General features: G+C 68.5%; 10 protein-coding genes and 1 pseudogene. 4 read left to right on the forward strand and 7 right to left on the reverse strand.

All coding sequences use genetic code 11. The features are described from left to right. Window positions 1-64 precede the first annotated feature (64 nt). Window positions 65-859 (forward strand): SDR family NAD(P)-dependent oxidoreductase, encoded by a 795-nt coding sequence (locus tag ACM6JT_RS10155; protein ID WP_034179633.1) that lies wholly within the window; start codon window positions 65-67, stop codon window positions 857-859. A 28-nt stretch (window positions 860-887) separates the two neighbouring features. Here the strand turns inward: ACM6JT_RS10155 and ACM6JT_RS10160 are convergent, their stop codons facing one another. The 5 genes and pseudogenes from ACM6JT_RS10160 to ACM6JT_RS10180 all read right to left on the reverse strand — a co-directional run bounded on the left by ACM6JT_RS10160 (window position 888) and on the right by ACM6JT_RS10180 (window position 6,037). After that, on the reverse strand, window positions 888-1,262 hold the full coding sequence (locus ACM6JT_RS10160) for a hypothetical protein (RefSeq protein ID WP_051983619.1): 375 nt from the start codon (window positions 1,260-1,262) through the stop codon (window positions 888-890). Between the two features lie 223 nt (window positions 1,263-1,485). Beyond that, window positions 1,486-2,556: an AI-2E family transporter gene (locus ACM6JT_RS10165; protein ID WP_175748473.1), complete on the reverse strand. Its 1,071-nt coding sequence runs from the start codon at window positions 2,554-2,556 to the stop codon at window positions 1,486-1,488. 136 nt (window positions 2,557-2,692) lie between these two features. Further along, a complete protein-coding gene (locus ACM6JT_RS10170) occupies window positions 2,693-3,802 on the reverse strand; it encodes an NADH:flavin oxidoreductase/NADH oxidase (RefSeq protein WP_131948368.1) in 1,110 nt (369 codons plus the stop codon). A gap of 141 nt (window positions 3,803-3,943) precedes the next feature. After that, a pseudogene (locus tag ACM6JT_RS10175) lies at window positions 3,944-4,629 on the reverse strand (type 1 glutamine amidotransferase domain-containing protein). A 394-nt stretch (window positions 4,630-5,023) separates the two neighbouring features. Next, window positions 5,024-6,037, reverse strand: a complete 1,014-nt coding sequence (locus ACM6JT_RS10180) for a substrate-binding domain-containing protein (protein ID WP_034179638.1) — start codon at window positions 6,035-6,037, stop codon at window positions 5,024-5,026. A gap of 218 nt (window positions 6,038-6,255) precedes the next feature. Between ACM6JT_RS10180 and ACM6JT_RS10185 the strand changes: the two genes are divergently transcribed. Together ACM6JT_RS10185 and ACM6JT_RS10190 are read left to right on the forward strand one after the other, a co-directional pair. Further along, entirely contained in the window at window positions 6,256-7,842 is a 1,587-nt protein-coding gene (locus ACM6JT_RS10185) for a glycoside hydrolase family 68 protein (RefSeq protein WP_414856405.1), read from the forward strand. A 167-nt stretch (window positions 7,843-8,009) separates the two neighbouring features. Continuing rightward, the gene (locus ACM6JT_RS10190; RefSeq protein WP_414856406.1) at window positions 8,010-9,656 is read left to right on the forward strand and encodes a glycoside hydrolase family 32 protein; all 1,647 of its coding nucleotides are present in this window, start codon (window positions 8,010-8,012) and stop codon (window positions 9,654-9,656) included. Between the two features lie 101 nt (window positions 9,657-9,757). Here the strand turns inward: ACM6JT_RS10190 and ACM6JT_RS10195 are convergent, their stop codons facing one another. Both ACM6JT_RS10195 and ACM6JT_RS10200 read right to left on the reverse strand, forming a co-directional pair. Continuing rightward, window positions 9,758-10,507 (reverse strand): SDR family oxidoreductase, encoded by a 750-nt coding sequence (locus ACM6JT_RS10195; RefSeq protein WP_034179641.1) that lies wholly within the window; start codon window positions 10,505-10,507, stop codon window positions 9,758-9,760. Between the two features lie 139 nt (window positions 10,508-10,646). Beyond that, window positions 10,647-11,564: a LysR family transcriptional regulator gene (locus ACM6JT_RS10200; protein WP_034179642.1), complete on the reverse strand. Its 918-nt coding sequence runs from the start codon at window positions 11,562-11,564 to the stop codon at window positions 10,647-10,649. Between the two features lie 312 nt (window positions 11,565-11,876). On the opposite strand from ACM6JT_RS10200, the gene ACM6JT_RS10205 reads away from it, so the two are divergent. Then, on the forward strand, window positions 11,877-13,361 hold the full coding sequence (locus ACM6JT_RS10205; protein WP_414856407.1) for a PLP-dependent aminotransferase family protein: 1,485 nt from the start codon (window positions 11,877-11,879) through the stop codon (window positions 13,359-13,361). Window positions 13,362-13,366 lie beyond the last annotated feature (5 nt).

The following is a 13,366-nucleotide window of genomic DNA, read 5'->3' on the forward strand; positions in this document are numbered from 1 at the left end:
GCTTTGAAATCCGGCCGCCTCGACACGCGTGGCGGTTCCCGTTCACTCCTCTCCCGTCACGCTCATGCACATCGATCTGAAAGGCAAGACCGCGGTCGTCACCGCCTCCACCGCCGGCATCGGGCTCGCGATCGCCGAAGGGCTCGCACGCGCCGGCGCGCGCGTCGTCGTCAACGGCCGCAGCGACGCATCGGTGCAGTCCGCGCTGATGCAACTGCGCGCCGCCGTGCCCGACGCGAGCTTCGACGGCGTCGCCGCCGACCTGTCCGACGCGGCCGGCGTCGCGCGCGTCACGCAGCACACGCCCGATGCGGACATCCTCGTCAACAACGCGGGCATCTACGGCCTGAAGGCGTTCTTCGATATCGACGACGCCGAATGGGAACATTACTTCCAGATGAACGTGATGTCCGGCGTGCGGCTCGCGCGGCATTATCTGAAGGGGATGATCGAACGCAACGCCGGGCGCGTCGTGTTCATTTCATCGGAATCGGGCCTGAACATCCCGGTCGACATGATTCACTACGGGTTCACGAAAACCGCGCAACTGTCGATCGCGCGCGGCCTCGCGAAGCTCGCGGCCGGCACCCATGTGACCGTCAACTCGGTGCTGCCGGGGCCGACGCTGTCGGAAGGCGTGCGCGCGCTGCTGAAGGAAACGGCGGACAAAACGGGCCGCAGTATCGAAGACGTGGCCGTGGATTTCGTGCGCGATCATCGCTCGAGCTCGATCATCCAGCGACCGGCGACGCCCGAGGAAGTCGCGAACCTGGTCGTGTACGTATGCTCGCCGCAGGCTTCGGCGACCACGGGTGCGGCGTTGCGCGTCGACGGCGGCGTGGTCGACACGCTCGCCTGACCGCTCACGCGCGGCGCACGCCGCCGCGCTAGCGCGAAGCGGCCTTGTCCGGCTGGAGCGTGCCCTTTCGATCGGCGTCCATGCAGGTATCGAAGCCGTATTGCGTGACGACGCCGGCCTTGTCGAATACGACGAAGTAAGGCCGGTGATCGTTGCCGTGCTCGATGAAGTAGTTGTAGCAGACGCCGCTGCCGTTGCGGACCATCCATACGCTGCGCGGGTTGCCGCCGGCGCGCACGACATCGGCGCGCGTCGCGCCATGCCGCGATGCGGCCCGCGCGAGCGGCGTGCGCGAATACGAGAACGGCAGCCACGGGTCGAACCACGCGCAGCCGTGCAACATCAGGCAGCCGGCCGCCAGGGACAGCGTCGCCGCGGGACGGGACATCGAAATCAATCGCATGCTTGGGGAATTCTGCTGCGCCATGCCGGCGTGATCGAAAACCCCATGCTACTAGACCTTTGGGTCCGGATCGAAAAGAAATGTAGAGATCCGTATGCAAACCCCTGGCCGGCATGCCGCGCGTGCAAGCCGAATCGTTGCCGATCGTTGCGGCCGGCGCATGCTTGCACGCGCACCCATCCCGCCGCGCCGATCCATCGAATCGGCGCGACGGCGGGCATCGTCACGCAATCCATTCGGTCCACAGCATCGTCAGCACCGTCATCAGCGCGGGGCCGACGAACAGGCCGATCAGGCCAAACGTCTCGGCACCGCCGAGGATGCCGAACAGCACGAGCAGGAACGGCAGCCGCGCCGAACTGCCGATCAGCACCGGCCGCACGAAATGCTCGGCGACGAACACGACGACGAAACCGAGCACCGCCACCACGACGGCCCACATGGTCGCGCCCTGCACGAACAGCCACAGCGCCGCGCCGCAGAACACGATCGGCGCGCAGAACGGCAGCATCGCGGCAATCGCCGTGACGAGGCCGAGCAGCGCCGCATGCGGGACGCCCGCGAGCGCATAGGCGACGCCAAGCAGCGCACCCTCGCCGAGCCCGACGACGACGAGCCCCGTCACCGTGCCGTACACGGCCTTGACCATGCGCTCGATCAGTTCCGCGCCGTTGCGCCCGAACGCGCGCTGCCCGCCCTGCAGCAATGCGCCCGACAGCTTGTGGCCCGCGCGCAGGATCACGAACAGCGTGACGAGCATGAAGCCGAATTCGAGCAGCGCATGCGCGAGCTTCGTGCCGAACTGCCGGCCGAACGCGAGGAATTTCTCGCTGTTGACGCCGTGCATCGCGCTGGCCGCATGCAGCGGATGACCGAGATTGGCCTGCCACCATTCGGTGATCTGCGCCGACCCGTAAGGCAGCCGGCCGACGACCTCGGGCAGCGGAATGCCGTTGTCCTGGATCGTACGCAGCCACTCGCGCAGGTCGTGCGCCTGCCCGATCGCCTGGGTTGCCGCGACGGCGATCGGCAGCACGACGAGCAGCGAGACCGCCGCCGTGATGACGAGCGCGTTGACCGTTGGCCGGTTGCGGAACAGCCGGTGCGATTCGAAGCGTTTCAGCAGCGGCCACATCGCGATGGCGATCACGCAGGCCCACGCGATGGCGGGAATGAAGTCGCGGATCACCCACAGCGCGAGCACCAGCAGCGCCGCATACAGCGCGACGCGAGCGATCTGCTGCGCGCGCGGCTGAGCGGCGGACTCGGGAGACGACGGCACATGTGCGTCCATGGCACCTCTGTCGAAATGGAAAAATGGCGGTTCGCGCAGGCAACCGGCCTGCACGAACCGCCATTCTATCCATCGGCACCGGATCGGCGACGCGCATCATGCGCGGGCCGCCCCGGCGCTACGCTGCCGCGCCCGCTCAGGCCACCTTGTCGGCGATCCGGTAACGCTCGAGCCAGTGTGCGTACGGCGCGGGCAGCGTCCACGACGGGCGCTCGACGCCGAGCTGCTTCGCCGCGTAGTACGGCCAGTGCGGATCGGCCAGATGCGCGCGGCCGACCATCACGAGATCGAGCTGTTCTTCGGCAACCACGCGGTTCGCCAGTTGCGGCGTGTCGATCCCCCACGCGGACGACACCGGCAGCCCGGCCTCGCGGCGCACGCGCTCGGCGATCGGCGCGAGGAACGCCGGGCCCCACGGAATCCGTGCGTCGGGCGTCGAGAAGCCGACCGACACGCTCAGCATGTCGAGCCCTTCCCGCTTCATCCGCTGCGTGAGCGCGATCGACTCGGCGAGCGTCTCTTCGTCGCGGCCGTCGTATTCGATCACGCCCAGGCGCGCGGTCAGCGGCAGATGCTCGGGCCATACCTTGCGGACCGCCGCGAGCGTGTCGACGAGGAAACGGCCGCGATTCTCGGCCGTGCCGCCGTATTCGTCGTCGCGCCGGTTCGAATGCACCGAGAAGAAGCTCTGGCCGAGATAACCGTGCGCGAAGTGCAGTTCGAGCCATTCGAAGCCCAGGTCGCGCGCGCGCTTCGCCGCTGCGACGAAGTCGGCCTGCACGCGGGCGATGTCGTCGTGCGTCATTTCACGCGGCACCTTCGGCAGATGCGCGCCGAACGGCACGGCCGACGGCGCGATGGTCTGCCAGCCGCGCGGATCGCCGTCGGCGATATGGTCGTCGCCTTCCCACGGACGGTTCGCGCTCGCCTTGCGGCCCGCGTGCGCGATCTGGATGCCGGGCACCGAGCCGGCCGCCTTGATCGCCGCGACCGACGGCGCGAACGCTTCGGCCTGCGCATCGTTCCACAGCCCCGCGCAGCCCGGCGTGATGCGCCCTTCCGGCGACACAGCCGTCGCTTCCGCAATCACGAGGCCCGCGCCGCCGCGCGCGATGCCGGCCAGATGCACGTGATGCCAGTCGTTGACGACGCCGTCTTCGGCGACGTACTGGCACATCGGCGGCACCGCGATGCGGTTGCGCAGCGTGACATCCTTGAGTTTGAACGGTTCGAACAGGGCAGACATCCACAACTCCTTTGCTTGGTTCTACGAAATGACCGGGAACTCGCCGCGCGTCGCGCACGGCGGAACGATGCGGGCCGTCGTCGGCGCGGCTGCGCCCGGCGACGGATACGGAACGGCGCCGGCCCGGCCGGCGCCAGGTGCTTACCGGTGGCCGAGCTTCGCGAGCAGCGCCTCGGCGGCAGGCGCCGACGACGCGGGGTTCTGCCCCGTGATCAGCAGCCCGTCGGTGACGACATGCGGCGCCCAGTCGGCGCTGCGCTCGAATTCCGCGCCGTTGGTCTTCAGCATGTCCTCGACGAGGAACGGCACGACTTCCGTCAACTCGACGGCCGCTTCCTCGCTGTTGGTGAAGCCCGTCACGCGCTTGCCGCGCACGACCGATTCGCCGGTTGCCGGGTTCTTCACGTGACGCAGCACGCCCGGTGCATGGCAGACGGCCGCGACCGGCTTGCCGGCCGCGAGCGTGCGTTCGATCAGGCCGATCGAATGCAGATCCTCGGCGAGATCCCACAGTGGGCCGTGGCCGCCCGGGTAGAACACCGCGTCGTAATCGTCGGCCGACACGTCGGTCAGCTTGCGCGTCGAGGCGAGTTCGGCCTTGGCGGCCGGATCGGCGTCGAAGCGGCGCGTCGCGTCGGTCTGCGCGGACGGATCGCTGCTTTTCGGGTCGAGCGGCGGCTGACCGCCCTTCGGCGAAGCCAGCGTCAGCTCGACGCCCGCATCCTTGAACGCGTAGTACGGCGCGGCCAGTTCCTCGAGCCAGAAGCCGGTCTTCTTGCGGTGTCGCCGAGCGTGTCGTGCGAGGTCAGGACAACCAGAATCTTCATGATCGAAACTCCTTCGAAAATGGGGGGAACGCTGCCGCGCAACCGGGGCAGTCTGCACGGTGCGCCTGTCGGTTAGTCCGCTATGGCGCGTCAACGTGCGACTCGCGTATCCGAATGCCGTACGCGCCTATTAGACCAGTCGTCTAGAAAAATCCCAAATAAAACGACGGCGGTCGCTGCACGATCGGCATCGCAGCGCGAAATGGCAATTTCGCGTCTTCGTTGGCACGCGTCAGCGGACGTCGTCGCATTCACGGGACGGATGATATCCGCGGATTAGACCAGTCGTCTAGAAAATGGCCATTCGCCCCTGTCGCCGTCATGGCCTTTTCGGCCGGGCGCGATCCGGCAACGTCCGCCACCGATCGCGCCCCGCCCGGGCCCGTCGCGCCGGCTAGCCGCGCAACGGACCGTCGGTATCGCCGGCCTCGATTACCGGCGCCTCGAGTCGATGCTCGCGCACACCGTCGTCCAGCCGTCTCAGCATCAATTCCGCCAGCGCGCGTCCCGACGCGTGCCCGGTCGGCTGGATGACGGCCGTCACGCGATGCGGATGCGCGATGTCCGGCGGCACGCCGTCGTAGACGATCAGCGAGATGTCCTGCCCCAGCCGCAACCCGCTGTCCGCGAGCGCCCGAAACGCGCCGCCGCCCGCGATGTTGTTGTCGACCAGCAGCGCCGTCGGCCGCTCGGCGCGCGCGAGCAGTGCCCGCGCGGCCTGCAGCCCGCCGTCGTGCGTAAACGTGCACTCGACGAGCAGCGCCGGATCCGGCTCGATACCGGCCTCACTCAATGCCGACAGATAGCCTGCGCGACGCTGCGCGGCGAAATTCAGCGCCAGCGGCGCGCTGATCATCGCAATGCGCCGATGCCCGAAACCCGTCAGCCGGCGGACGGCATCGCGCGCGCCCGCCTCGTTGTCGAAATCGAACCACGCATACGGCGCGGCCGTTTGCGTGCGGCCGTACGCGACGTACGGAAACGCGTTCGACTGCAGGTACCCAATGCGCGGATCGTCGACGAGCGTGCGCGCGACGATCAGCCCGTCGACGAGCTTGCCGTCGACGATCCGCCGATAGGTGTCCAGTTCCGCATTCGGCCGCGCCGACGCGATGATGAAATCGAGATTGCGCTCGGCCAGCCGCTCGGTGATGCCCGCGACGACCTCGCCGAAACGCGGATCGCCGAGATCGCCCGCACCGAACGGATAGACGATCCCGATCACGTCCGCCCGCCCGGTCGCGAGCCGGCGCGCGGTCGGGTCCGCCACATAGCCCATTTCCCGGGCGGCCTTCGCCACGCGCTCGCGGGTCGCCTCGCTGACGTCGTCGTAACCGTTCAACGCACGGCTGACCGTCGTCCGCGACAGCCCGAGCGCATCCGATAGTGCCTTCAGGTTCACCTTCACCGTCGCTCCTTGTTTTCGCCGCTCCGGCCGGCCGCCAGGATGCCTGGACGCCGGATGCCCGAACACCTTAATCGGGTAATTATTTCCATTTGGTAAGCATTACCGTCAAATAAATATCTTTTGCGTTCCAAACCGGTTTGAAATAGTATCCAAACCGGTTTGGACATCGATGCCACCTTCAGCCGTTCCCTTTCACCGTCAATTGAAATAACGCCGAGATGAAACACTTTCCTTTTTGCCGCGCGAATGCGGCCAAACGTTTGCTGTTCGCTGGCGCGGCACTGGCCGCCTTCGCGTCCGCTTCGTCCGTCACGCACGCGCAGAGCGCCGGCGCCCCCGCACCCACGCCGCATACGCAGCAGGCCTACGATCCCGAAGGCAACTTCACGATGCGCTGGACCCGCGCGGACATCCGCCAGATCGTCGCACAGTCGCACACGGCCGGCGCCGACAAGAACTCGCTGCCGCAAGCGCTGACGATGCCGGACATCCCGCAGGATTTCCCGCTGATCAACTCGAACGTGTGGGTCTGGGATACCTGGCCGCTGGCCGACCTGCGCGCGAACCAGCTCAGCTACAAGGGCTGGGAGGTGATCTTCTCGCTCACCGCCGATCCGCACGCGGGCTACACGTTCGATGACCGCCACGTCCACGCGCGCATCGGCTTCTTCTACCGCCGCGCGGGCGTCCCCGCGTCGCAGCGCCCCGCGAATGGCGGCTGGACCTGGGGCGGCCACCTGTTCCCGGACGGCGCGAGCGCCAAGGTGTTCGGCACCGCGCCGATGACCAACAACGCCGAATGGTCGGGTTCGGCGCGCCTCACGCACGGCGACAACGTCAGCCTCTACTACACCGCGACGTCGTTCAACCGCTCGGCGCCCGGCGGTGCCGACATCACGCCGCCGCAGGCGATCATCACGCGTGCCGACGGCCACATCCACGCCGACGACAAGCACGTGTGGTTCAGCGGCTTCGACGATCACAAGGCGCTGCTGCAGCCGGACGGCAACTACTACCAGACCGGCCAGCAGAATACCTACTTCTCGTTCCGCGATCCGTTCGTGTTCACCGATCCCGCGCACCCGGGCAAGACCTACATGGTGTTCGAAGGCAATACGGGCGGCCAGCGCGGCGCACGCACCTGCAACGAGGCCGATCTCGGCTACGCGCCGAACGATCCGTACAAGGAAGATCTCAACGCGGTGATGAATTCGGGCGCAGTGTATCAAAAGGCCAATGTCGGCCTCGCGGTCGCGACGAACCCGCAGTTGACGGAATGGAAGTTCCTGCCGCCGATCCTGTCGGCGAATTGCGTCGACGACCAGACCGAGCGCCCGCAGATCTACCTGAAGGACGGCAAGTACTACCTGTTCACGATCAGCCACCGTACGACGATGGCCGCGGGTGTCGACGGGCCGGACGGCGTGTACGGCTTCGTCGGCAACGGCATCCGCAGCGACTTCCTGCCGCTGAACGGCGGCAGCGGCCTCGTGCTCGGCAACCCGACCGACTTCTCCGCACCGGCCGGCGCGCCGTATTCGCAGGATCCTAACCAGAACCCGCGCGAATTCCAGTCGTATTCGCACTACGTGATGCCGGGCGGGCTCGTCGAGTCGTTCATCGATGCGATCGGCCCGCGGCGCGGCGGCACGCTCGCGCCGACGGTGAAGGTCAACATCAACGGCACGTCGACGGCGGTCGACCGCGCGTACGGACGCGGCGGGCTCGGCGGTTACGGCGACATCCCGGCGAACCTGCCGGCGACGGGCGCCGACCACAACGACGGCCCGGGCACCCGCCCGTAACGGGTCCGTAACGGCCGCGGCGGGCACCGCCCGCAAGCGCTGAAGCGGCGCATATCGCGCGTGTCGCGTGCGCGCCGCTTTTTTTCTTCCGCAGATCGCGCGTGCCGCCTTTGCAAGCGGCACGCGCCCTCCTTTCCCGCTTCGCGCGCCGAAGCACGGAACCCCGCATGAGATCGACGTTTTTCCGCTTTTCCTTCCGGATCGCCCGGCTGCTGCTCGCCTGTGCGGCGGGCGCCGCCTGCACGCAGGCCGCCGCCGCGCCCTGCGCTGCATCGACCGAAAACGGCACGCCGCAATGGCGCCCCGCGCTGCATTACACGCCGCAGCGCAACTGGATGAACGATCCGAACGGGCTCGTCTACGACAACGGCCGCTACCACCTGTTTTATCAGTACAACCCGCTCGGCAACGACTGGGGCAACATGTCGTGGGGCCACGCGACCAGCACCGATCTCGTTCACTGGCGCGAGCAGCCGGTCGCGATGCGTGCGAACGCCACCGAGGAAATCTTCTCCGGCTCGATCGTCGCCGACACGCACAACACGTCGGGCCTCGGGTCGCCAGGCAAGACGCCGCTGGTTGCGCTCTACACGAGCGTCTACAAGGACGGCTCCGGCCACGCGCCCGGCACGCAGGCGCAGTCGCTCGCGTACAGCGTCGACCACGGCGCGACGTGGCAGCCCTACGCGCACAACCCCGTGCTCACGCTCGATCCCGAATCGAAGCAGTTCCGCGACCCCAAGGTGTCGTGGTACGCGCCCGGGCACTACTGGCTGATGACGACGGTCGTCGCCGACGCGCAGGTCGTCAAGCTCTATCGCTCCGACGACCTGATCCACTGGTCGTTCCTGAGCGACTTCACGTTACCGGACGTGCCGCATGCAGGCGCATTGTGGGAGATGCCCGACCTCGTGCCGCTGCCGCTCGACGGCGATCCCCGACACATCAAGTGGGTGATGATCGTCAATGTGAATCCGTGGTCGATCGCGGGCGGCTCGGGCGCGATGTATTTCGTCGGCGACTTCGACGGCCGCACGTTCACGCCCGATCGCGTCGCGCCGGCCGGTTCCGATCCCGCCCGATTCCGCTGGGTCGATCACGGCGCCGACTTTTATGCCGCAGGCACCTTCTCGGGCGCGCCCGGCACTCGGCCGGTCGCGATTGCGTGGATGAGCAACTGGGATTACGCGGCTAAAGTGCCGACCACGCCGTGGCGCGGCGCGACGACCCTGCCGCGCGAGCTGGCGCTGAAGACGATCGACGGCGAACCCCGGCTCGTCGCCGCGCCGGCCGCCGCGTTCGACGCGTGGGCGGACGGCCGGCCCGCCGTGCACGAAGGCGAGCTCGCGGTCGAGTCCGCCACGCGCGAGCTGTCGGCTGCGACGCGCGGCGTCGTGCAACGCATCACGGTGACGATTGCGCCGCAGCGTGCGGCACGCGCGGGCCTGATCGTCCGGCGCTCGGCGGACGGCACGACCGGCACGCGGATCGTGTACGACACGGCGAAACGCACGCTGACGCTCGACCGCTCTCAGTCCGGCGAAGCGAATTTCGCCGGCACGTTCAGCCGCGAGCATATCGTCGACCTGCCGCTCGAACACGGGCAACTGCGGCTCGAAATCGTCGTCGATCGCGGGTCGGTCGAAGTGTTTGCGAACGGCGGCCGCGTCACGCTCACCGACCTGATCTTTCCGCCGCTCGACGCGGACCGCGTCGCGGTGTTTGCCGAGCACGGCCGCGCGACGTTCTCGGGGCTCACGGTGACGCAGCTCGAAGCCGGCGGCGATACGCGTAACGCCTGCACGACGCGATAGATGCGATAGGTGCGGTTCGAGAGCGTCGCCCTTCCCGCATGTGACGGGGACCGTCCGCCCGGCGTTGCGCCGGTCGGTGCGGTCCCCGCCGGTTTCCCGGCTCAGAGCAATCCCATCCCGCCCGACGCGATGATCTCCGCGCCGACGATGAACGCGGATTCCGGCGCGCTGAGGTGCAGCACCGTCGACGCGATTTCGTCCGGCGTGCCGAACCGGCCGACCGGGACGAGGCCCTTGATCTTCTCGGCCGTCTCGTCGAGCGTTGCAGCATCGAGCCCGAGCTTGCCGTACAGCGGCGTCTGAACCGGCCCCGGGCTCACGACATTCACGCGCACGCCGTGCGGCAGCAGTTCCGTCGACAGCGTCTTCGCGAACGAATTGACGGCCGCCTTGCTCGCCGCGTACACCGACGAGCCGGGCATCCCGATATGCGCGTTGATCGAGCCGTTGATCACGATCGAGGCGCCGCGGTTCAGCAGCGGCACCAGCGACTGGATCTGGAAATACGCGCCCTTCACGTTGGTGTTGAACACGAGGTCCCACATCGCCTCGTCGCTGTCGGCGAACGGCGCGAGTTTCGCGACGCCCGCGTTGATGAACACCGCGTCGAGCCGCGCGCCCGCGGCGGCGATCGCGTCCGCCAGTGCGCGGGCCGACGCGACGCTGCCGGCCTCGTTGCGGATCGCGAGCGCGCCTTCGCCGAGCGTTTGCCGTGCGGCTTCCAGCGTCTGCGCGTCGCGCCCGGTGATGATGACCCGCGCGCCTTCGGCTGCGAATGCGTTGGCGGCCGCCAGGCCGATGCCGCTGTTGCCGCCCGTGACGAGGACCGTTTTTCCTTCGAAGCGTTGCATGATGTTCTCCTGTGAACCGGTGAGTTGACCGTGAACACAGGATGCGCGCGGCGACCTGTGTTGCCGTACGACGTGCGCGGCGAACATGTTCGAAATCGTCGAACGTGTTTGAGTGGGCGATTCGCCCCTTTTCCCATGCTCAACCGGTCACGTCGATCCCGTCGAGCAGGCGCTGCGCGAGTCTGGGCTCGCGCAATTGCTCCAGCCACCATTGCAGCGCGCGGCCGTCGCGATCGCCGTGCCACGCGACATACAGCACGTTCGGTTCGCGCGGGTTGGCCGTCTGTTTCTCGACGAGTTCGCCGCGCGCGAGCAGCGACGCCACGCGCCGGCGCGGCACCCAGCCGACGCCGAGCGCGTCGCGCTGCGCGAGGATCTTCGCGCGCATCGACGGCACCGCGAGCACGGCCTGTCCGCCAAGCAGGCCATACGCGCGGCCGGCCGCGCGCCGCGACGAGTCGGCGACGACGACCGCACGATGCGCGCCGATCGCGTCGCGCGTCAGCGCGTCGCTCGCGGATGCAAGCGGATGGCGCGGCGACACCGCGAATACCCATTCCATCGCACCCAGCTCGAACCATTTGAAGCCGGGGATCGCCGGCGGCTCGTTGGTCGCGCCGACGACCAGATCCGCGCGACCGTCGCGCAGCGCTTCCCAGGTGCCGCCGAGCACCTCGTGCGTGAAGCGCAGCGACACGCCCGAATCGAGCGCGTCGAACGCGCGGACGACCGGCAGCAGCGTGTCGAACTCCAGCACCTCGTCGCTGACGATCCACAGCCGGTCCTCCCAGCCGCTCGCGACCTGCCGCACGCGCTGGGTCAGCCGCGCGACGTCCAGCGCCAGCCGCGCCGCCTCGTCGGCCAGCAGTTGTCCGGCCGGCGTGAGCTGCAGGCGGTAGCCGCGCCGGTCGAACAGCAGCGCGTCGAAACGCGTTTCGAGCTGGCGCGCGGCGTGCGACACGGTCGACGGCGCCTTGCCGAGCCGCGCGGCGGCGCGCGACAGGCTGCCGGTCGCGCGGATCGCGTCGAGCAGCGCAAGTTCGTCTTCGGACAGCATGGGGTCGCTCCGGTTCGGGGTGGGTCTGGGATTGTCGTGGCTCCCGTGGATCGTAAGGCAGCGGCGGGCGGCGGTCCAATCGGACGGCGTTCGATGTGGCGGATGGGCGGATGGGCGGATGGACGGATGGGTGTCGGGCGAACGTCGCTTCACTGGGTGTTCCGCTCGAATGGCCCGCCGGTTTCGCACGCTCGATCGCCGCTCTCGCACCGCATCGGACACAACATCCCGCCAACCCGAACGCGCGCGCCGGCGGCATACTGGCGGCACACCGATTCCGGCAAAACAGCACCAATCGAGGTAACCACTGCGATGGACATCGCGATCCGCATCGAAGGCCGCCACGACCTGACGGGGCAAATCTTCCGGCAACTGCGCACCGCGATCGTCGACGGGCGTCTCGAAGGCGGCGCACGGCTGCCGTCGACGCGCGATCTCGCGAAGCAGCTCGGCGTATCGCGCAAGACGACGCTCGACGCGTTCGAGCGTCTCGTCGCCGAGGGCTACCTGAATACGCGTGCCGGCGACGGCACGTTCGTCGCCGACGGCCTCGCGCGCGTGCCGCACGCCGCGGCCATGTCGGCGCCGTCGCTCGTCGAGGCCACGCCGCGCATCGACGCGGTCGACGCACGCGCGCTGTGGAACGACCTGCCCGACGCGCTCGCGATGCCCGCGCCGCAGGATTCGCCCGGCTTCGACTTCCGCGGCGGCGTGACCGACAAGACGCTGTTCCCGTTCGATGCGTGGCGGCGCTGCCTGCATCACGCGTTGCGCCAGCAGGCGCGCGGCCCCGGCCAGTACCACGACCCGGCCGGCGATCCGCAGTTGCGCGGCGCGATCGCACGCTACGTCGCGTTCAGCCGCGCGGTCGCTTGCAGCTGGGACGACGTGCTCGTCACGCAAGGCGCACAGCAGGCGCTCGACCTGCTCGCGCGCGTCGTCGTGCGGCCCGGCGACGTGGTCGCGGTCGAGGACCCGGGCTATCCGCCGGCACGCGCCGCGTTCGCGTCGCTCGGCGCGACGGTGATCGGCGTGCCGGTCGATGCGCACGGCCTCGTCACGGAACGGCTGCCCGACGAAGCGCGCCTCGTCTACGTGACGCCATCGCACCAGTTCCCGCTCGGGATGCCGATGACGCTGGAGCGGCGCATCGCGCTGCTCGAATGGGCGCAGCGCCGCCGCGCGGTGATCATCGAGGACGACTACGACGGCGAGTTCCGCTTCGAAGGCCGGCCCGTGGAATCGCTGAAGAGCCTCGACCGCACGGGCCTCGTCGCGTACGTCGGCACGTTCTCGAAGACGATTTTTCCCGAACTGCGGATCGGCTACGCGATTCCGCCGCGTGCGCTGCGCGGCGCGCTCGCCAAGGCGAAGCAGATCGTCGACTGGCACACCTGCACGCTGACGCAGGCGGCACTCGCGCGCTTCATGCTCGAAGGCGATTTCGCGCGGCACCTGAAGCGCGTGCAGAAGCATTACGATGCGCGCCGCAAGATGCTGATCGCGCATCTGCGCGGCGAACTGGCGCCGTGGTTCGACGCGATCGTGCCGACCGCCGGCATCCACCTCGCCGCGCACCTGAAGCCGGGGCTCGACGAAGCGGCGCTGGTCCGCGCGGCGCGCGAGAAGGACATCGGCCTGTACGGGATCTCGGCGTTCCATGTCGGCGTGCCGGTCCGCGCGGGGCTGCTGTTCGGCTATGGCGGGATCGACGCGCTGCGCATCGATGCGGCGCTCGCGAGGTTGGCCGGGCTGCTGGGTTCGGGCAGTTTCGGTGTCCCGGCACTGGTTACCTGAATTTC

Origin of the sequence: Burkholderia sp. IT-111MI5, assembly GCF_949752865.1 — a bacterium.
GTDB classification, from domain to species: Bacteria; Pseudomonadota; Gammaproteobacteria; order Burkholderiales; family Burkholderiaceae; genus Burkholderia; species Burkholderia pyrrocinia_C.

Coding starts and splice junctions, on each gene's coding strand:
- ACM6JT_RS10160 (WP_051983619.1), bottom strand. CDS start 1,262: ATGCGATTGATTTCGATGTCCCGTCCCGCGGCGACGCTGTCCCTGGCG.
- ACM6JT_RS10170 (WP_131948368.1), bottom strand. CDS start 3,802: ATGTCTGCCCTGTTCGAACCGTTCAAACTCAAGGATGTCACGCTGCGC.
- ACM6JT_RS10185 (WP_414856405.1), top strand. CDS start 6,256: ATGAAACACTTTCCTTTTTGCCGCGCGAATGCGGCCAAACGTTTGCTG.
- ACM6JT_RS10165 (WP_175748473.1), bottom strand. CDS start 2,556: ATGGACGCACATGTGCCGTCGTCTCCCGAGTCCGCCGCTCAGCCGCGC.
- ACM6JT_RS10190 (WP_414856406.1), top strand. CDS start 8,010: ATGAGATCGACGTTTTTCCGCTTTTCCTTCCGGATCGCCCGGCTGCTG.
- ACM6JT_RS10155 (WP_034179633.1), top strand. CDS start 65: ATGCACATCGATCTGAAAGGCAAGACCGCGGTCGTCACCGCCTCCACC.
- ACM6JT_RS10195 (WP_034179641.1), bottom strand. CDS start 10,507: ATGCAACGCTTCGAAGGAAAAACGGTCCTCGTCACGGGCGGCAACAGC.
- ACM6JT_RS10205 (WP_414856407.1), top strand. CDS start 11,877: ATGGACATCGCGATCCGCATCGAAGGCCGCCACGACCTGACGGGGCAA.
- ACM6JT_RS10200 (WP_034179642.1), bottom strand. CDS start 11,564: ATGCTGTCCGAAGACGAACTTGCGCTGCTCGACGCGATCCGCGCGACC.